Source organism: Streptomyces zhaozhouensis (assembly GCF_900230195.1).
GTDB lineage: Bacteria > Actinomycetota > Actinomycetes > Streptomycetales > Streptomycetaceae > Streptomyces > Streptomyces zhaozhouensis.
Genome location: NZ_OCNE01000004.1, coordinates 347336 through 365319 on the forward strand (window position 1 = coordinate 347336; position 17984 = coordinate 365319).

Consider the following 17984-nt stretch of genomic DNA (forward strand, 5'->3'; position numbering starts at 1 on the left):
ATGGCGTGGTCACCCCCCGGTGTCCGGTTCGGTCTGGGAGAGGCCGTTTCGGGGCAGGCCGGTCCCGGAACGGTCGGCGCCGGAGAGCGACGTCGCGGGTTCGCCGGCGCGGCCCAGCAGCCAGCCGGCCAACAGGCCGGAGAGCAGCGCCAGATAGCCGCAGACGAAGAGGGCGACGCTGGTGGCGCGGGTGAACGCGGCGTCCGCGGCCTCGGCCAGCTCGGGGCGGCCGAGGAACGCGGCCCACTCGTGCGCGGCCACCACGGACCTGCCGACGTCCTCGACCGCCTCGGCCGGCAGCCGTTCGACGGCCAGGTTCTCCCGGTAGCTGTGCGCCAGCAGGCTGCCGAGCAGCGCGACGCCGATCGCCGAGCCCAGCAGCCGCATCGTGTTCAGCAGCCCGGAGCCGCCGCCGAACCGGTCGGGCGGCACCGCGTTCATCGCCGCGTCCACGGCCGGCACCAGGGCGAGCCCGAGGCCGAGGCCGGTGATGGCGAGCCAGATCGACAACTGCCCGTCGCCCGCCTCGGCCAGCATCGAGCTGCCGAGGAACCCGGCGAACGAGAGCAGCACCATCCCGCCCGCGACGACGCCCCCGGTGCCGAACTGCCGCACCAGCGGCCCGCAACCGCGCACCGTCACCGCCAGCCCGGCGAGCAGCGGCAGCAGTCGCACGCCGGTCGCGAACGAGTCGTGGCCGCGTACCGCCTGGAGGTACTGCGGCAGGAAGAACAGCAGGCCGGCGAGGATCAGGCTGGCCAGCGCGCCGAAGAGGGTGGGCCAGCCGAACGCGGGGTCGCGCAGCAGCCGCAGGTCGACCATCGGGCGCTCGCGCCGGCTCTCCCGCAGCAGCGCCAGCGCCAGCAGGGGCAGCGGTGCCCCGACCGCGAGCAGCACCAGCGGCTTGTCCCAGCCGCGCGCGGCGCCCTCGATCACCGCGAAGAACAGCGAGCCGACGCCGGCGGCGATCAGTGCCGTGCTCAACGGGTCGACGCGGGGCGCCCGCGGGTCGGAGGACTCGGGGAGCAGCAGCCGGCAGGCGAGGCCGGCGAGGCCCAGCACGGGCAGGTTGACCAGGAAGAGGACGCCCCAGTGGAACTCGTTCAGCAGCCAGCCGCCGATCAGCGGCCCCAGCGGCAGCCCGGCGGCGAAGGCGGTCGCCACGGCGGCGACGGCCTTGGCGCGTTCGGCGAGCGGGAAGAGCGTCGGCACCAGGGCCAGGGTGAGCGGAACGATCAGGCCGGTGCCGATCCCCATCAGGGCGCGCGCGGTGACGACCTGGGCGGCGCCGCCGGCCGAGGCGCCGAGCGTGGAGCCGAGCAGCACCACCGCGAGCCCGGTCAGCAGCGTGCGGCGGCGCCCGTAGCGGTCGCCGAGCAGCCCGCCGGGGAGCACGGCGGCGGCGCTCAGCACCAGGTAGGAGTTGACCACCCACTGCTGCTCGTCGGTGCCGATGCGCAGGTCCGCCGAGAGGGTGGGCAGGGCGATGTTGAGGATGGTCATGTCGAAGCCCAGCGTGAGCGAGATCAGCCCGAGCACGGACAGCGCCCACCAGCGGCGGGGGCTCTGCGTGTCGGTGGTCATCCCTGGCGTCTCTCGTGCGGGGCGGGCGGGGGCTGGGCGCGGTGCTCGTCGCGGGGGCTTCGCCGGACTCTTCGTGGAGTCGTTGCCAAATGATAGTGACTCCCAGAAGAGCGTCGTTCGTCAAGGTGGTTTTGCTCTCCCTTGGTGCTGCTCATATGAGCTGCCCTGGACACAGAAGAGAGATAGGTTCAGTATCAGATGAGCGGCTCTTCCCTTCGGATGAGCGGCCGGCTCGGGGTGGCAACGGTGCGACGTTCGCCGTCCCGGTGTCCGACAACCCTCAAAACCTCAACCCTCAGGAGCGAACGCGATGCTGACCTCAGCTCCCGTCGCCGCCCAGGCCCCCACCCGGCACGCCGAACTGCTGGCGTGGGTGGCCGAGATCGCCGAGTTGACCCAACCCGACCAGGTCGTGTGGTGCGACGGCTCCCAGGAGGAGTACGACCGCCTGTGCGCCGAGCTGGTCGAGCGGGGCACCTTCCGTCGGCTCGACTCCGACCGCCGCCCGAACTCGTACTACGCCGCCTCCGACCCGACCGACGTCGCCCGTGTCGAGGACCGCACCTTCATCTGCTCCGAGCGCGAGGAGGACGCCGGGCCCACCAACCACTGGATGGACCCGGCCCGGATGCGGGAGATCTTCTCCGGCGAGACGGGCCTGTTCCGGGGCGCGATGCGCGGCCGGACGATGTACGTGGTCCCGTTCTGCATGGGCCCGCTGGGCTCACCGCTCTCCGCGCTGGGCGTGGAGATCACCGACTCCGCCTATGTCGTCACCGCGATGCGCACCATGACCAGGATGGGCACCCCGGTCCTGGAACAGCTGGGCGAGGACGGCGAGTTCGTCCGGGCCGTGCACTCGGTGGGCGCCCCGCTGGCCGAGGGCGCGGCGGACGTGCCCTGGCCGTGCAACACGACCAAGTACATCTCGCACTTCCCGGAGAGCCGTGAGATCTGGTCGTTCGGCTCGGGGTACGGCGGCAACGCCCTGCTCGGCAAGAAGTGCTACGCGCTGCGGATCGCCTCCGTGATGGCCAGGGACGAGGGCTGGCTCGCCGAGCACATGCTGATCCTCAAGCTGACCCCGCCGGACGGCGGCGAACCGCGTTACGTGGCGGCCGCGTTCCCCTCGGCCTGCGGCAAGACCAACCTCGCCATGCTGCGCCCCTCGCTGCCCGGCTGGCGGGTGGAGACGGTCGGCGACGACATCGCGTGGATGCGTTTCGACGACGAGGGGCGGCTGCGCGCGATCAACCCGGAGGCCGGCTTCTTCGGGGTGGCCCCCGGCACCGGCGAGGACACCAACGCCAACGCCATGCGGACGCTGTGGGGGAACGCGGTCTTCACCAACGTCGCGCTCACCGAGGACGGCGACGTCTGGTGGGAGGGCATGACGGAGGAGCCGCCGGCCCGCGCCACCGACTGGCGCGGCCAGCCCTGGACGCCCGACGCCGGCCGCCCGGCGGCCCACCCCAACGCGCGCTTCACGGTGCCGGCGGCGCAGTGCCCGACCATCGCGCCGGAGTGGGAGGACCCGGCCGGGGTCCCGATCTCGGCGATCCTCTTCGGCGGGCGCAGGGCCTCCACGGTGCCGCTGGTCACCGAGTCGCTGTCGTGGCGGCACGGGGTCTTCCTGGGCGCCAACGTCGCCTCGGAGAAGACCGCGGCCGCCGAGGGCACGGTGGGCGAGCTGCGCCGGGACCCGTTCGCGATGCTGCCGTTCTGCGGCTACCACATGGGGGACTACTTCGCCCACTGGCTGTCCATGGGCGAGCGCGCGGGGGACGCGGAGAAGCTGCCGCGGATCTTCTACGTCAACTGGTTCCGCAAGGACGACGAGGGCCGTTTCGTCTGGCCCGGGTTCGGCGAGAACATCCGGGTGCTGAAGTGGGTCGTCGACCGGCTGGAGGGCCGCGCCGAGGGCGTGGAGACCCCGGTCGGACGGCTGCCCGCCCCCGGTGAGCTGGACGTCGAGGGGCTGGGGCTCACCGAGGGGCAGCGGGCGGCGCTGCTGGAGGTGGACCTCGACGAGTGGCGCGCCGAGGCCGAGCTGATCCCCGGGCACCTGGAGACCTACGGCGAGCACACCCCCGAGGGGCTGTGGGAGGAGCACCGGGCGCTGGTCGAACGACTGCGCCGGGCGGCCGGCTGAGTAACCGGCTGAGTAACGGGTGAGCGACGGGTGAACGGCGCCCCTCGGCGTGGGCGCCGTTCACCCGTTCACTTCTGGTTCGCCCCGCGCGGCCGTCCGGCGGGACGGCCGCGGCCGTCCGAGCGGAGCTGATCCGGTCGCGCGGGGCTGAGCCGTCCGATCAGAGCTGGTCAGAACTGGGCGTAGCCGTCCAGGAAGTTGCCGATGCGGTCAATGGCGTCGGCCAGCTCGTCGGCGGCGGGCAGCGTCACGATGCGGAAGTGGTCCGGCTCCGGCCAGTTGAAGCCCGTGCCGTGCACGATCATGATCTTCTCCGCGCGCAGCAGGTCGAAGACCATCTGCCGGTCGTCCTTGATCTTGAAGACCTTGGGATCGAGCCGGGGGAAGGCGTAGAGCGCGCCCTTGGGCTTGACGCAGCTGACACCGGGGATGGACGTCAGCCGCTCGTAGGCGACGTCGCGCTGCTCCTTGATCCGGCCGCCAGGCAGCACCAACTGCTCGATCGACTGCCGCCCGAAGAGCGCGGCGGCGACGGCGTGCTGGGCCGGCATGTTGGCGCACAGCCGCATGTTGGCCAGGATCGTCAGACCCTCTATGTAGCTGCTGGCGTGGTCCTTCGGACCGCAGACCGCGAGCCAGCCGCAGCGGAAGCCCGCCACGCGGTAGTTCTTCGAGAGCCCGTTGAACGTGAGCGTCAGCAGGTCGGGCGCGATCTCGGCGGTGGAGGAGTGGGTGGCGCCGTCGTAGAGGATGCGGTCGTAGATCTCGTCCGAGCACAGCACCAGCCGGTGGCGCCTGGCCAACTCGGTGAGCTGCCGCAGCATCTCCTCGTCGTAGACCGCGCCGGTGGGGTTGTTGGGGTTGATGACGACCAACGCCCGGGTGCGGTCGGTGATCTTGCGTTCGATGTCGGCGATGTCCGGCATCCAGTCGGACTGCTCGTCGCAGCGGTAGTGCACGGCCGTCCCGCCGGCCAGCGAGACGGAGGCGGTCCACAGCGGGTAGTCCGGGGCCGGGACCAGTACCTCGTCGCCGTCGTCCAGCAGGGCCTGCATCGACATCTGGATCAGCTCGGAGACGCCGTTGCCCAGGTAGACGTCCTCGACGGAGAGCTGGATCCCCTTGGTCTGGTAGTGCTGCATCACCGCGCGGCGGGCGGAGAGCAGCCCCTTGGCGTCGCCGTAGCCGTGGGCCTCGCCCACGTTCCGCAGGACGTCCTCCAGGATCTCCGGCGGGCAGTCGAAGCCGAAGATGGCGGGGTTGCCCGTGTTGAGCTTCAGGATGCGGTGACCCGCTGCCTCCAGCCGCATCGCCTCTTCGAGCACCGGACCACGGATCTCGTAGCAGACATTGGCGAGCTTGCTGGACTGGATCACCTGCATCATGCTCGTTACCTTACGACCGTGTAACGCCGGGCGCGCTGTGTTTTCGCCCACCCGGGTCCCCGGCGGCCGGGCCGGGCGCGCGCTCAGTCGGCGCGCGGGCGCAGGCCGCCCTCCAGGGTCCTGGTGACCAGCTCCAGGGCGACGTGGCGCGGCATCCCGTCCTCGTCCATGGCCTCCCAGCCGGCGGAGATCAGGTACCACAGCGTGCGGACGAACCAGTCGACCTCGTACTCCTCGTCGAAGTACCCCTCGTCCTGGCCGCGTCGGAAGAGCAGCGCCATCGGGACATGGGCGGCGTCCCAGCCCGTCTCGTCCCACTCGGCGGAGGTGACGGTGTCCTCGCTGAAGAGGAAGTTCACCCGGTAGCCGAGGTCGAACATGGCCCGCACCAGCCGGCGGAACGCGTCGGCGACCGGGCCGTCCTCCAGCCTGGCCTCCTCCACCGCGCGCCGGGTGGCCTCGGCGCAGTCCTCCAGCAGGGCGTGGACCAGCGCGGAGCGGTCGGCGAAGTAGCGGTGCAGCGTGCTCCTGCCCACCTGGGCGGCTCTGGCGATCTCGCCGAGGGAGGCCGAGCTGTCCCGGGCGTAGACCTCGATCGCGGCGTCCAGGATCGCGCGGCGGGTGCGCGGGAGGGTGCCTGCGGTGCCTGCGGTGCCCGAGGCGCCGGGGGTGCCGGTGGGGTCCGGGGTGGAGGGAGCCGTCGCTGCCATGGGCTCCATGGTAGGCGCGTCCGATGGCGGGATATCGCGTATCGGGGTGGAACTCGACGTCTGAATGTGAGACAGTGTGTCCCATGGTGAATCTGGCTGTTCCGTCTTCCGGTGCCCCCGGTGGTGTGGCGCTGCGCCCGCCTCGCCACCGCGTGGAGCGGCGGGCGATGGCGCTGTGGGCGGCGCGGGGGCTCGCCTTCTCGGCGCCGCTGGTCGGCGCCCTCGCGGTGGCGTTCGCGTTCTGGTCGGTCTCCCGGCCGTGGACGGGCCCGCTGCTGGTCGCGGCGGCCGTGCTGGTTCCGCTGCACGCGGTGGTGATGCCGCTGTGGCGGTACCGGGTGCACCGCTGGGAGAGCACCGAGGAGGCGGTCTTCGCCGCCGAGGGGTGGATCGTCCGGCAGTGGCGGATCGCGCCCCTCTCCCGGATACAGACGGTGGACACGGTGCGCGGCCCGGTGGAGCAGCTGCTCGGGCTGTCCACGCTGGTGGTCACCACGGCCTCCTCCAGCGGCGCCATCTCCATACGGGGGCTCGACCCGGCGGTGGCGACGGAGGCGGCCGACCGGCTCGCCGAGATCACCCGGCGCACCCCGGGGGACGCGACATGAGCGCGGCCGAGGCGCCGGGGCTGGTGGTCGACGCCCCGGCGGACGGTCCCTCGGCGGCGGAGGTGCCGTGGCGGCGGCTGGACCCGAGGCTGATCTGGGCGGACGCGCTGCGCGTGGTGCTGTCCATGCTGCCGGGAGCCGTGGCGCTGTTCGTCTTCGACCAGACCCAGGGGATGACGGTGATGCCGTTGCTGGCCCTGGCGGGCTGGGGGCTGTGGGGGGCGCTCAGCGACGTGGTGCGGTGGCTGACCACGCGGTACCGGGTGACGGAGACCCATCTGGAGCGCCGCACCGGCCTGTTGGTGCGCAGCCACCGCGCGGTGGCCAGGGAGCTGATCCGCACGGTGGACGCGGACGCCCGGCTGCTGCACCGGGTGGCCGGGGTGCGCCGGGTCACCATCGGCGCGGGACAGACGACGACGGCGCTGGAGGCCGCCCTCACCCTGGACGCGCTCTCCCGGGAGTCCGCGGAGGAGCTGCGCGTGGAGCTGACCGGCGCCCCGCGCGAGCGGGCGGCGCAGGGGCCGCCGGCCCTGGCCGAGTTCGACTGGCGCTGGGTGGTGCACAACGCCTTCGGCATCTGGGCGGTGGTGATGGCCGCCGGCCTGCTGTGGGGCGCGCACTTCACGCTGGGCGCCTTCGGGGTCGACCTGGTCGGGTGGTTCGGGTCGCTGCGGGACGCGCTGGGCCTGCGGTCGACGGCGGCGGCGGTCGCCGGGGGCGCGGTGGCGGTCGTCCTGCTGGGCGCGGTGGGGATGGGCACGCAGTTCCTCACCGGGCAGGCGTTCTTCCGGCTCACCAGGGAGCCGGGGGAGGAGGGCGGCAGCGTGCTGGTGACCCGCCGCGGGCTCTTCCGCACCAGGGAGGTGGCGCGCGACGAGTCCAGGACGCGGGGGATATCGCTCTCCGAGCCGCTGCTGTGGCGCTGGTTGGGCACCACGGACACCAGCCTGATCACCACGGGCTCCTTCTGGTGGAGCGAGGGCGTGACCGTCCTGCCGCGCGGTCCGCGCCGGGTGGCGCTGCGGGTGGCCGCCGCGGTGCTGGGCGACGCTCCGCTGACGGCGCCGCTGACGCGGCATCCGGCCGCGGCGCTGCGGCGCCGGCTGGCGTGGGCGCTGTGGGTGACGGGGGGCTGCGGTCTGGCGCTGGCGCCGCTGGGCGGGCGGGCCTGGCTCGTCGGGCTGTCGGTGGCGGCGCCGGTGACGCTGGGGCTGGCCTGGGCCGGGTACCGCTCGCTGGGGCACGCGGTCTCCGGTCCCTGGCTGGTGCTGCGGTCCGGGGCGATGGCGCGGGAGACCTCGGCGCTGCGGCGCGGTGCGGTCAGCGGGGTGTGCGTGCGGCAGTCCCCGCTGCAGCGGCGGCTGGGGCTGGCCACGGTCCGGGTGAGCACGGCGGCGGGGAACGGCTCGTACGCGGCGCGGGACCTGGCGGTGGCGGACGCGGTGCCGCTGGCCGTGGCGGCGCTGCCGGAGGCGGCGCCGTTCCGGGAGGGTGACGGCCCGGCGCCGGCGCGCATAGGGTCGGGGCGACCCGCCCCCTGACCCCCGGGAGTCGCCCCATGGCCGGTCCGTTCGACCAGCTCAGCCAGGAGATCGTGGACAGCAGGTTCAAGGGGCTGCCGCCGGACGCCGCCGGGTCGACCGTCGGCGAGCTGGCCGCGCAGCGCCGGGACTTCGCCACCGGCGGCTTCACCACTCCGCTGCTGACCGCCTCCGCCGACGCCCTCGACCACAATCTGCGCACCCTGGCCGCGTTCGCCGACCGGCACGGCCTGGCCCTCGCGCCGCACGGCAAGACCTCGATGGCCCCGGTGCTCTTCCACCGCCAACTCGCCCTGGGGGCCTGGGGCATCACGGTCGCCGTGCCGCACCAGGCGCGGGTGGCAAGGGAGTTCGGGGTGGACCGGATCTTCCTGGCCAACGAGGTGGTCGACCCGGCGGCGCTGCGCTGGCTCGCCGGCGAGCTGGACGCCGACCCGGCGTTCCGTTGCGTGGTCTATGTCGACTCCCCGGCCGGGGTAGCCCTGATGGACGCCGCGCTGCGCGAGGCGGGCGCGATCCGGCCCGTCGAGGTGGTCGTCGAGTGGGGCGTGCCCGGCGGTCGCAGCGGGGTGCGGGACGCCGAGGGCGCCGCCGCCGTCGCGGACGCCGTCGCCGGAGTGGAGACGCTGCGGCTGGTCGGCGTCGCGGGCTACGAGGGTGAGGTGCCGGAGGCCGACGCCGCCTCCGTGCGCGCCTGGCTGGACGGACTCGGCGCGCTGGCCGCCCGGTTCGACGCCGAGGGGCGCTTCGAGGGGAGCGCGGAGATCATCGTCAGCGCCGGGGGCAGCGCCTGGTTCGACGTGCTGGCCGCGTCGTTCGCCGAGCTTCCCGCGCTCTCCCGCCCCGTGGTGCGGATGCTGCGGGCCGGCGCCTATGTCAGCCACGACCACGGGCGTTACCGGGAGGTCACGCCGTTCCGCCGGATCCCGGAGGAGGGCGCGCTGCGCCCGGCCTTCCGGCTGTGGGCGCAGGTGGTCTCACGCCCCGAGGCCGGCCTGGCGCTGCTCAACGGCGGGAAGCGGGACATCGCCCACGACCTGGGACTGCCCGAGGTGGTCGCGGTCCGCTCGCCCGACGGCGCCCTCCGGGACGGCGCGGGGCTCACCGTCGTGAAGCTCTCCGACCAGCACGCCTTCCTCCAGGCCGGGAACGGCGTCGAGGCGCCGGCCGTCGGCGAGTGGGTGGCGCTCGGGATGTCGCACCCGTGCACCATCTTCGACCGGTGGCCGCTGATCCCGGTGGTGGACGAACGGGGCACGGTGGTCGAGCTGCTGCGCACGTTCTTCTGAGCCGGCGCCGTCCCGGGCCCCGGCGGCGGTCATCACCGCGCCGGCCCGGCGGCCCCCGAGGGACGGGGAGCCGCCGGGCCGGCGGTGGGGTGGCGACTCAGGAGGTCACGGCAGGCCGTGGACGTGCGGGCCCACGGTGTCGGACCAGGCGTTGCCGGCGTTCGCGTCCCAGTTGACGGACCAGGTCATCGCGCCGCGCAGGTCCGGGTAGGTCTGCTCGGGCGTGAACGAACCGCAGTTGGTGCCCTGGGTCAGGCAGTCCAGCGCGTCGTTGACCATACCCGGCTCCACATAGCCGGACCCCGCGGCCTGCGGGGTGGCCGGCACGCCGAGGCCGACCTGGGACGCGTCCAGGCCGCCCTCCAACTGGACGCAGGCCAGCGCGGTGAGGAAGTCCACCGTGCCCGCCGAGTACACCTGACCGTCGCAGCCCAGCATGGACCCGCTGTTGTAGTACTGCGTGTGGACGGCGGTCAGGAAGTCCTTGGTGTTCAGCGCCAGTTGGAAGTACTCGGTGTCGGTGTTCTGCATGTCCAGCGTCTGCGGGGCCATGGTGTACACCAGCTCGTCCCCGACGCCGGCGTGGATCGCCTCCATCGCCTGCGTCATGTACTGGGCGTTGATGCCGTGTTCGAGGTCGATGTCGATGCCGTCGAAGCCGTACTCCTCGATCAGCCCGAGGGCGGACTCCGAGAAGGCGGCGGCCGAGGCGTCGTCGTTGACGGTGACATGGTCCTCGGCGCCGCCGACGGACAGCACGACCGCGACGCCCTCGGCCTGCTTGGCCGCGATGTCGTCCTTGAACTCCTGTTCCGAGCCGTAGCCGAGGACCGGGTCCAGCTCGAAGTCGAGCTGGCCGGCGGTGGCCGTCGACGCGGCGAAGGAGACCGCGATGATGTCGTACTCCGGCGAGACCTCGCCCAGCTTGAGCAGCGTCGAGCCGTTGTCGAAGTTGTGCCAGTAGCCGGTCACGGTGTGGGCGGGCAGGGCCGCCGGCGCCGGGGACTCGTCCGCGCCGACCGCCGAGGCCGCGCCGACCAGGCCGGCGGCCAGCAGCGCCCCGGCCCCGACGGCCGCGCCGAGCCGCAGCGGCAGCCGGCTCCGGCGGCGGTGTCCTGGCGTCGTCTCCTGCGAAGTGTTGCTGTCCACGCTCGCCTCCGTCATACGGATGTGGGGGAACTCCCGGCGGGCACGGGCGCGTCGGCCCGGCCGCCGGAAGAAGAGGTACGGGGGGAGAAACGGTGGCCACCGTTGACCAGCAGATTGGTCCAGACCATCGGGGGCTGTCAATGGTCTGGACAGGAAGCGTCCCGCGTCCCCGGTCACCCGCCGATCGCGGACGGTGGTGTTCCCCTGTCAGTGGGAATCGATAAGCTGCCCACCGGGCAGACAGACCCAACGGGCGTACACAGCCGAACAACGGACGGGTCCTCAGCACAAGGGGGTGGGCATGTCGATCGCCATCGCGGTCACCAGCGCCGACCTGGTGCTGCCGCCCACCGACCAGCACACCCCGGGCGCCCATGTCCTCACCCCGCCGGAGAAGCAGGACTTCCCCGCGGCGCTCGACGAGATCGGGCGCGCCCTCGACCAGCACGGCTATCTGATAGCCGTCTACCCGACGACCACCCCGCTGCCCACCGTGCAGCGCCTGCACGCGGTGCGGGCCATGCTGGAGACCGACCGGATGGCCCTGCTGCCCAGCGCGCTCCCGCCGTTGGGCACCGCGGTGCTGATCCGGCAGCTGCGCCAGCTGTCCGTCTGCGACTTCAGCCCCGGCGTCCTCGGCGCCTCCGCGCGGCTGCTCGCCCACTACATCTACGCCGGCGCGCTGCTGGCCTCCGGCAGCCGGCTCGCCAAGGTCCCGGTCACCCTGCCCGCCTCCCAGGAGCCGGCGCGCCCCTCGGGCCGCTCCTGCGCCGTACTGGCCGGCCCCACCCCGCAGTTGGTCCGCCCCGAGGGCGGCGCCACCCTCGCGGGGCCGCAGTTCTCCACCTCGCTCACCTACGCCACCGGCTCGATCGGCAGCGACTGGGTCACCGCCACCCTGGCCCGCCGCTGGCAGGTCCAGGCGCTCCACCCGGTGCCGCTGCCCGAGGAGTCGGCCGCCTGGTGGGCGACGGGCAAGCTGGTCGAGTTCGCCGCCGCCGTCCCCGACGTCTCGCTGCTCTACCAGATGGTCAGCTCCATGCGCCAGGAGGCGTGCCACTGGTGCGGCCTCTCCCTCATCGGTGACCGCTGCGCCTTCTGCTCCTCCCCGCTGGTGCCCATGGAGCGACGTCCCAGGGCCATCACGCCCAGCCACCGCCCCGCCCTGGTCACCGGCCCGTCCGGCCAGGCCGGTTGACCGGCGGTATGTCCCGTGCCCCCCGCAGCCGAAGTAGCCGGAGAAGGTAGACCCCTTTCATGAACGCTCGTCAGCGGCGCGGCCTGCTTCTGCTGGTGCTCTCCCTGGTCCTGGCGCTCGGCGCCTTCGCCGGGGTGGTCGCGGTGATCAACGACGTGGAGTCCAAGGTCGGACCCGAGACCACGGCCTACGAGCTCGCCGAGGACGTCGAGCCGTACCAGGAGGTCACGGCCGACCAGCTCACCGAGGTCTCCATCCCGGAGCGCTACGTCCCCGACTCCGCGATAACCGACCTCGACCAGCTCGACGACAAGGTCGCGACCGGCCCCCTCTCCGAAGGCTCCCTGCTCCAGGCCGACATGCTGTCCGACCGGCCCGAACTCGACGAGGGCCAGCAGGAGATCGCCGTCATGATCGACGCCTCCACCGGAGTGGCCGGCAAGATCTACCCCGGCGCCACCATCAACATGTACGCCGCGTTCCGCGTCAGGGAGCGCGACGGACAGGAGGAGGACGAGGTCGAGATCGTCCGGCTGATGGTCAACAACGCCGAGGTCATCGAGGTCGGCGAGCTGACGGAGGTGGACGACGAGGACCGCGCCACCATGGAGGCGGTGCCGATCACCTTCGCGCTGGACAACACGGACGCCCAACGGGTCACCTACGCCGAGGCGTTCGCCGAGCAGGTGCGGTTGGCGCTGGTCGCCCCCGGGGAGGAGACCGAGATTCCCCCGGAGGAGCGCACATACACCATCATGGGTGACATCGTCGGCAGTCCTCACTCCGGCCTCGACGAGCTGTCCCCCTAAGGAAGCAGGTGGCACCGTTGACGACCCGGATTCTGCCCGTGGTGGGCGACTCGGACACCGCCCGCTCCCTGATAACGCTGCTCAGCCAGCTGCCCGACACCGAGCCGCTGCGCCCGGTGCCCGACTCGACCACGCTGCTTGACACCCTCGCCGCGCTGGCCCACGAGTCCGTCACCGGGCTGCCCGAGGTGGTGGTGATCCACGAGGGCGTCGGGCCGCTGCCCGCGTTGGAGCTGATCCACGAGGTCGCGCTCCGCTTCCCCGCCGTGGGGGTGGTGCTGGTCTCGGCCGCGCCCAGCCCCGACCTGTACGCCGCCGCCATGGACGCCGGCGCCCGGGGGCTGGCCGGACTGCCGGCCTCCTTCGACGAGTTGGCCGGACGGGTCGCCGCCGCCGCCCAGTGGGCGGCCGGGATGCGCCGCCACCTCGGCGCCGGCGAGAGCGTCCCGCAGGGCCCCGGCGGCCGCATCGTCGCCGTCTGCGGCGCCAAGGGCGGCGTGGGCGGTACCCTGCTCGCCACCCAGCTCGCGCTGGCGGCGCAGCGTTCCGGCCATTTCGAACGCGGGGTGGTGCTCGTCGACCTCGACCTGCTCTGCGGCGACGTCGGCTCCTACTTCGACGTGCAGTTCCGCCGTTCCGTCGCCGACCTGGCCGGGATCGCCGACATCACCCCGCAGGTGCTGGCCGAGGCCGTCTTCACCCACGAGACCGGCCTCTCCCTGCTGATCGCCCCCGCCGAGGGCGAGCGCGGCGAGGACGTCACCGACGCCACCGCCCGGCAGCTGCTGACCGCCGTCCGCTCCCGTTACGACGTGGTGATCGTCGACTGCGGCTCCCAGATGAACGGCGCCAACGCCACCGCCGTCGAGATGGCCGACGCCGCGCTGCTGGTCACCACCCCCGACGTGATCGCCGTCCGGGCGGTCAACCGCATGGTGCGGATGTGGGACCGGCTGCGCATCCGCAAGGCCCAGGACACCTGGACGGTGATCAACCGCCACTCCCGCGCCAGCCACATCCAGCCGCAGCTCGTCGCCAGGATCACCGGCACCCAGGTCGCGAGGAACGTGATCCCCGCCGGCTTCAAGGAGCTGCGGGAGTCGATGGACGCCGGCCGCGTCCAGGACCTCGACCCGCGCGGCCAGGTGCGCCGCGCGATGTGGTCGCTCGCCGCCGAGCTCGGCCTGGCCGCGCCCCCCGACGCGCCCTCGGGCCGCCGCCGGGGGAGGAGATCGTGACCCCGGAGCCCGCCCGCCGCCGGCCGGGCGGCGACCGGGGCGCGGCCATGGTGGAGTTCGCCGGGCTCTTTCCACTGGTCCTGCTGATGATGGCGGTGATCTGGCAGTGCGTGCTGATCGGCTACACCTTCTCCCTCGCGGGGAACGCGGCGGACGAGGGCGCCAGGGCCGGCGCCGCCGCCCGGGGCGACCCGCAGGGCGCCTGCGCCAGCGCGGCGCGCGAGCATGTGCCGGGCGCCTGGGACATCACCGTCGACTGCCCGCTGGAGGGCGAGGTGCGGACGGCACGGGTCGCGCTGAAGGTGCCCGTGCTCTTCCCCGGCGCCTTCGACCTGCCGATGACGGTCACCGGCACGGCCGGCGCCGCCGAGGAGGGCTGAGCCGATGCCGCGCCCCCCGGGCGTTCCCCGGCGCGCCGACCCGGAGCGGGAACGGGGCGTCACCGCCGTCGAGTTCGCCGGCTGGCTGCCGCTGCTGCTCACCGTGGCGCTGGCCGCGCTCCAGCTGGGCCTGGTCGGCTTCGCCGCCCTCCAGGCCGGCTCCGCCGCCAGGGCGGCGGCCAGGACCGCCGCGCAGGAGGAGATCGAGGACCAGTACGCGACCAGCGGACGGGCCGCGCTCAGCGGCCCGCTGGCCGAGAACGCGACGTTCGACCTCGACCCCTGCGGCGACGAGGCGACGGTCACCGCGAGCGTCGAGATCCCCACGGTCCTGCCGTTCTTCAACGGCCTGGGCACCGCCTCCCGGACGGTGACCATGCCCTGCGACTGAACGACTGAACCGACTGACTGACCGGACATCCCAGAACCGTCCCCGGAACCCCAGAACCGTCCCGCGAACACCCCGACGGAGGTGCGAACCAAGGTGAAGGAGCGCTCGATGGGCCTGCGTTCCCGCGTGCACGCCCCCGACCAGCCGGCCGCCAGCGGCCTGAGCGACGGTCGGCTGGTCGCCACCTACCGCGCGAAGCTGCTGGAGGAGATCGACCTCGCCGAGATGTCCTCGCTCGACCTGACGGAGCGCAGGGACCGGCTGGAGCGGGTCCTCGGCCACATCCTCAGCCGCGAGGGCCCCGTCCTGTCCACCCAGCAGCGCGCGCTGCTGATCCGCAGGGTCGTCGACGAGGCCCTCGGCCTCGGCATCCTCGAACCGCTGCTGGAGGACGCGTCGATCACCGAGATCATGGTCAACGGACCCGACCAGATCTACGTGGAACGCTCCGGCCGCGTCGAGCGGCTGCCGCTCGGCTTCGCCTCCGAGGAGCAGCTGATGCAGACCATCGAGCGCATCGTCTCCGCCGTCAACCGCCGCGTGGACGAGTCCCACCCGATGGTCGACGCCCGGCTGCCCACCGGCGAGCGGGTCAACGTGATCATCCCGCCGCTCTCCCTCTCCGGCGCCACCCTCACCATCCGCCGCTTCCCCCGCGCCTTCACCCTCCCCGAGCTGATCGGCTTCGGCACCCTCGACGAGCATCTGCTGACGCTGCTGGCGGGCCTGGTGCGGGCCAAGTTCAACGTGATCGTCTCCGGCGGCACGGGCTCGGGGAAGACCACGCTGCTCAACGCGCTGAGCGGCCTGATCCCCGAGGGGGAGCGGATCGTCACCGTCGAGGACGCGGCCGAACTCCAGCTCCAGCAGGGCCATGTGATCCGCCTGGAGTCCCGCCCGCCCAACATCGAGGGCAAGGGCGAGGTCACGATCCGCGACCTGGTCCGCAACTCGCTGCGGATGCGCCCCGACCGGATCATCGTCGGCGAGGTGCGGGGCGGCGAGACCCTCGACATGCTCCAGGCCATGTCCACCGGTCACGACGGCTCGCTCGCCACCGTGCACGCCAACAGTGCCGAGGACGCCCTGCTGCGCCTCCAGACGCTTGCCTCGATGTCCGAACTCCAGGTGCCGTTCGAGGCGTTGCGCGACCAGATCAACAGCGCCGTGGACGTGCTGGTGCAGTTGGTGCGGCACCCGGACGGCAGCCGCCGGATCTCCGAGGTCGCGGTGCTGGCCTCGCACGGCAGGGAGGCGTTCAGGATCGCCACCGTCGGCGAGTTCGCGGCCGAGCCGATGGGGCAGGACGGCCGTGTCCACGGCCACTTCCGGCACCATCCGCTGCCGGAGTCGGTGGCCAGGAGGCTCCACCTGGCGGGGCAGTCGATCCCGCCCGCGTTCGGCGTGCTGACGGCGGACGCCTGGTTGCCCGTCCGGGAGGCGAACTGACCATGAGCGACCTGTCGTTGCTCGCGCTCGGCCTCACGCTGCTCGCGTTGACCTGCGGCGTCGCCGGTCTGCGGCTCTACGGCTCCGGCCGGGCCCGGCAGCGCGAGCTGCTCAACCGGCTGGCCGACACCGCCCCCGAGACGGCCGGCCTCGCCCCGCCGACCGGGGCCAGGCGCCGCCGCTTCGACCGGCTCGACCGCCGGCTGCGCGCGACCGGCCTCGGCGCCAGGCTGCGGCTGAAGCTCCAGGCCACCGGCCTTGAGCTGAGCGTCGGCGAGTACGCCGCCTATGTGCTGGGCGCGGTCGTCGCGCTCTGGGTGATCGCCTCCGTGGTGCTGGCGCCGTTCTTCGGCCCGGTCTTCGGGCTGGTGGCGCTCTGGGGCGCCAACGCGTTCCTCAACTGGCAGCGCGCCAAGCGCACCGAACGATTCATCAGCCAACTTCCCGAGCTGGCCCGGTTGATCGCCAACGGGACGGCGGCCGGCCTGGCGATGCGCACCGCGCTCTCCATGGCCGCCGAGGAGATGGAGGACCCGGCGGGCGCGGAACTCGCCACCGTCGCCAATCAGTTGGCGATCGGCCGCTCGCTGGAGGAGGCCCTGGGCGAGCTGGGCGAGCGGCTGCCCTCGCGTGAACTCACCGTGCTCGTCACCACGTTGGTGCTGGCCAACCGCGCGGGCGGCACCATCGTCTCCTCGCTGCGCAACCTCGTCGACACCCTGGAGGAGCGCAAGGAGACGCGACGCGAGGTGAAGACGATGCTCGCCGAGATCAACGCCACCGCCGTCACCATCCCGCTGCTGGGCCTCGGCGCGCTGCTGATGATCAACAGCATGTCCCCTGGCGCGCTGGGCCGTGTCACCGGCAGTCCCGGCGGGCAGATCGCCATGCTGGTCTCGCTCGGGCTCTACGTGGTGGGCTTCGTGGTGGTCCGCCGGTTCGGGCGGGTGGACGTGTGAACGCGACGGCTGGGCGCGCGGACGGCGTGCGTGGGCGCGCGGAGGGCGTGCGTGGACGTGTGAACGGCGCGCGTGGGCGCGGGGACGCGGCGGGGGGCGGCGCGGACGGCGCGGACGGCGCGGACGGCGCGTTGACCGGGCTCCCGCGTGAACTGACGTGCGCCGCGGGCCCGTCAGGGAATCCGTCCGGTGCGGGTGACGAGTCGAGGGAGGGCGCGCGATGGCACTGCTGCTCGGCCTGGTGATGGGGGTCGCCGTCTTCGGGGTCGTCGCCGCGATCCGGATGATGCGCTCCGGCACGCCGCTCCCCGCCGACCTGGCGCTGGCGCTGGAGATCGGCTCCACCCGGGTCTCCGCCGGCGGCTCGGCCGTCGACCGCCTGGGGATGCGCTTCGCGCCGCTGGTGCTGCGGCTGATGGGCCGCGCCGCCGTGGACCGCAAGCGCCGCCAGATCGACCTCGCCGGGCACCCCGGAGGGCTGACCGTCGACCGCTACGCGGCCAGGCGCGCCGTCTACGGCGTCTTCGGGCTCTGGACCGCGCTGTTCTTCGTCATCGCCGACTTCCCGCTCTTCGCGCTCTTCGGCCTGGCCTTCGGAGCCTTCGCCGCCGACGCCACCATCTGGCAGGGCGTGCGCGAGCGGCGCGAGGTGATCGACCGCACGCTCCCCGACTTCCTCGACGTGCTGGCCGTCGTCGTCTCGGCCGGGCTCAGCTTCCGCCAGGCGCTCGACCGGGTGTCCGCCCGCTACCAGGGCCCGTGGGCGGACGAGATCCAGATCACCCTCCGTCAGATGGACATGGGCGTCTCGCGCCGCGAGGCGTTCGACGCGCTGCGCCGCCGCAACGACTCCGAGCCGGTCAACCAGTTCGTCACCGCCCTCCAGCAGGGCGAGGAGCTGGGCGCGCCGATCGCCGACACGCTGGTGCAGATCGCCCACGACATGCGGCGCACCGACGCCCAGAACGCGCGCCGCCGGGCGGCCAGGGCGATACCGAAGGCGACGCTGGCGACGTTGGTCTTCATGGTGCCGGCCACCATGATCATCATCGTCACCGGGATGATCCTCGGCTCCGGCACGGACTTCGGCGAGGTGCTGGGCCGCTGAACGACCGGCGGTCCGGGCGCGGTTGCGCGCC

16 protein-coding genes are annotated in these 17984 nt (G+C 73.1%); 12 read left to right on the forward strand and 4 right to left on the reverse strand.

Annotated features, from left to right (window positions below; all coding sequences use genetic code 11):
* Positions 1 to 9: 9 nt before the first annotated feature.
* Positions 10 to 1584 (reverse strand): MFS transporter, encoded by a 1575-nt coding sequence (locus tag CRP51_RS09630; protein WP_097230608.1) that lies wholly within the window; start codon positions 1582 to 1584, stop codon positions 10 to 12.
* A 310-nt stretch (positions 1585 to 1894) separates the two neighbouring features.
* On the opposite strand from CRP51_RS09630, the gene CRP51_RS09635 reads away from it, so the two are divergent.
* The gene (locus CRP51_RS09635) at positions 1895 to 3736 is read left to right on the forward strand and encodes a phosphoenolpyruvate carboxykinase (GTP) (RefSeq protein ID WP_097230609.1); all 1842 of its coding nucleotides are present in this window, start codon (positions 1895 to 1897) and stop codon (positions 3734 to 3736) included.
* A 170-nt stretch (positions 3737 to 3906) separates the two neighbouring features.
* Here CRP51_RS09635 and CRP51_RS09640 read toward each other — a convergent pair whose 3' ends face one another.
* Together CRP51_RS09640 and CRP51_RS09645 are read right to left on the reverse strand one after the other, a co-directional pair.
* Positions 3907 to 5118 carry a pyridoxal phosphate-dependent aminotransferase gene (locus tag CRP51_RS09640; protein WP_097230676.1) on the reverse strand — a complete coding sequence of 404 codons (1212 nt, stop codon included), beginning with the start codon at positions 5116 to 5118 and terminating at the stop codon, positions 3907 to 3909.
* Positions 5119 to 5204: 86 nt separating this feature from the next.
* Positions 5205 to 5831, reverse strand: coding sequence for a TetR/AcrR family transcriptional regulator (locus CRP51_RS09645; RefSeq protein WP_170970499.1), 627 nt, complete (start codon positions 5829 to 5831; stop codon positions 5205 to 5207).
* A gap of 83 nt (positions 5832 to 5914) precedes the next feature.
* On the opposite strand from CRP51_RS09645, the gene CRP51_RS09650 reads away from it, so the two are divergent.
* From CRP51_RS09650 to CRP51_RS09660, 3 genes are read left to right on the forward strand one after another with little or no spacing between them, the layout of a single operon-like run.
* Complete coding sequence (locus CRP51_RS09650) at positions 5915 to 6439, forward strand: PH domain-containing protein (protein ID WP_097230611.1); 525 nt, start codon at positions 5915 to 5917, stop codon at positions 6437 to 6439.
* Positions 6436 to 7983, forward strand: coding sequence for a PH domain-containing protein (locus CRP51_RS09655; protein WP_097230612.1), 1548 nt, complete (start codon positions 6436 to 6438; stop codon positions 7981 to 7983). Before CRP51_RS09650 ends, CRP51_RS09655 begins: the two co-directional genes overlap by 4 nt.
* A gap of 17 nt (positions 7984 to 8000) precedes the next feature.
* Positions 8001 to 9272 carry an alanine racemase gene (locus tag CRP51_RS09660; RefSeq protein ID WP_097230613.1) on the forward strand — a complete coding sequence of 424 codons (1272 nt, stop codon included), beginning with the start codon at positions 8001 to 8003 and terminating at the stop codon, positions 9270 to 9272.
* 105 nt (positions 9273 to 9377) lie between these two features.
* On the opposite strand, the gene CRP51_RS09665 is transcribed toward CRP51_RS09660, so the two are convergent.
* Positions 9378 to 10421: a chitinase gene (locus CRP51_RS09665; protein ID WP_245880471.1), complete on the reverse strand. Its 1044-nt coding sequence runs from the start codon at positions 10419 to 10421 to the stop codon at positions 9378 to 9380.
* A 301-nt stretch (positions 10422 to 10722) separates the two neighbouring features.
* Between CRP51_RS09665 and CRP51_RS09670 the strand changes: the two genes are divergently transcribed.
* From CRP51_RS09670 to CRP51_RS09705, 8 genes are all read left to right on the forward strand, one after another.
* Positions 10723 to 11619: a hypothetical protein gene (locus CRP51_RS09670; protein ID WP_097230615.1), complete on the forward strand. Its 897-nt coding sequence runs from the start codon at positions 10723 to 10725 to the stop codon at positions 11617 to 11619.
* 59 nt (positions 11620 to 11678) lie between these two features.
* On the forward strand, positions 11679 to 12428 hold the full coding sequence (gene cpaB / locus CRP51_RS09675; protein WP_097230616.1) for a Flp pilus assembly protein CpaB: 750 nt from the start codon (positions 11679 to 11681) through the stop codon (positions 12426 to 12428).
* A 17-nt stretch (positions 12429 to 12445) separates the two neighbouring features.
* Positions 12446 to 13666: a CpaE/TadZ family protein gene (locus CRP51_RS09680; RefSeq protein WP_097230617.1), complete on the forward strand. Its 1221-nt coding sequence runs from the start codon at positions 12446 to 12448 to the stop codon at positions 13664 to 13666.
* Positions 13663 to 14046 (forward strand): TadE/TadG family type IV pilus assembly protein, encoded by a 384-nt coding sequence (locus CRP51_RS09685; protein ID WP_245880472.1) that lies wholly within the window; start codon positions 13663 to 13665, stop codon positions 14044 to 14046. The genes CRP51_RS09680 and CRP51_RS09685 overlap by 4 nt, the downstream gene beginning before the upstream one ends.
* 4 nt (positions 14047 to 14050) lie before the next feature.
* Positions 14051 to 14437 (forward strand): TadE/TadG family type IV pilus assembly protein, encoded by a 387-nt coding sequence (locus CRP51_RS09690; RefSeq protein ID WP_097230618.1) that lies wholly within the window; start codon positions 14051 to 14053, stop codon positions 14435 to 14437.
* Positions 14438 to 14545: 108 nt separating this feature from the next.
* The gene (locus CRP51_RS09695; RefSeq protein ID WP_097230619.1) at positions 14546 to 15886 is read left to right on the forward strand and encodes a TadA family conjugal transfer-associated ATPase; all 1341 of its coding nucleotides are present in this window, start codon (positions 14546 to 14548) and stop codon (positions 15884 to 15886) included.
* A gap of 2 nt (positions 15887 to 15888) precedes the next feature.
* Positions 15889 to 16845: a type II secretion system F family protein gene (locus CRP51_RS09700; protein WP_097230620.1), complete on the forward strand. Its 957-nt coding sequence runs from the start codon at positions 15889 to 15891 to the stop codon at positions 16843 to 16845.
* Between the two features lie 220 nt (positions 16846 to 17065).
* A complete protein-coding gene (locus tag CRP51_RS09705; protein ID WP_097230621.1) occupies positions 17066 to 17953 on the forward strand; it encodes a DUF5936 domain-containing protein in 888 nt (295 codons plus the stop codon).
* Positions 17954 to 17984: the final 31 nt, after the last annotated feature.

Excerpts from the sequence above, each read along its gene's own strand:
- CRP51_RS09640 (WP_097230676.1), bottom strand. The coding sequence starts at position 5,118 with ATGCAGGTGATCCAGTCCAGCAAGCTCGCCAATGTCTGCTACGAGATC.
- CRP51_RS09660 (WP_097230613.1), top strand. The coding sequence starts at position 8,001 with ATGGCCGGTCCGTTCGACCAGCTCAGCCAGGAGATCGTGGACAGCAGG.
- CRP51_RS09670 (WP_097230615.1), top strand. The coding sequence starts at position 10,723 with ATGTCGATCGCCATCGCGGTCACCAGCGCCGACCTGGTGCTGCCGCCC.
- CRP51_RS09630 (WP_097230608.1), bottom strand. The coding sequence starts at position 1,584 with ATGACCACCGACACGCAGAGCCCCCGCCGCTGGTGGGCGCTGTCCGTG.
- CRP51_RS09655 (WP_097230612.1), top strand. The coding sequence starts at position 6,436 with ATGAGCGCGGCCGAGGCGCCGGGGCTGGTGGTCGACGCCCCGGCGGAC.
- CRP51_RS09690 (WP_097230618.1), top strand. The coding sequence starts at position 14,051 with ATGCCGCGCCCCCCGGGCGTTCCCCGGCGCGCCGACCCGGAGCGGGAA.
- CRP51_RS09695 (WP_097230619.1), top strand. The coding sequence starts at position 14,546 with ATGGGCCTGCGTTCCCGCGTGCACGCCCCCGACCAGCCGGCCGCCAGC.
- CRP51_RS09645 (WP_170970499.1), bottom strand. The coding sequence starts at position 5,831 with ATGGCAGCGACGGCTCCCTCCACCCCGGACCCCACCGGCACCCCCGGC.
- cpaB (WP_097230616.1), top strand. The coding sequence starts at position 11,679 with ATGAACGCTCGTCAGCGGCGCGGCCTGCTTCTGCTGGTGCTCTCCCTG.
- CRP51_RS09705 (WP_097230621.1), top strand. The coding sequence starts at position 17,066 with ATGGCACTGCTGCTCGGCCTGGTGATGGGGGTCGCCGTCTTCGGGGTC.
- CRP51_RS09635 (WP_097230609.1), top strand. The coding sequence starts at position 1,895 with ATGCTGACCTCAGCTCCCGTCGCCGCCCAGGCCCCCACCCGGCACGCC.
- CRP51_RS09650 (WP_097230611.1), top strand. The coding sequence starts at position 5,915 with ATGGTGAATCTGGCTGTTCCGTCTTCCGGTGCCCCCGGTGGTGTGGCG.
- CRP51_RS09700 (WP_097230620.1), top strand. The coding sequence starts at position 15,889 with ATGAGCGACCTGTCGTTGCTCGCGCTCGGCCTCACGCTGCTCGCGTTG.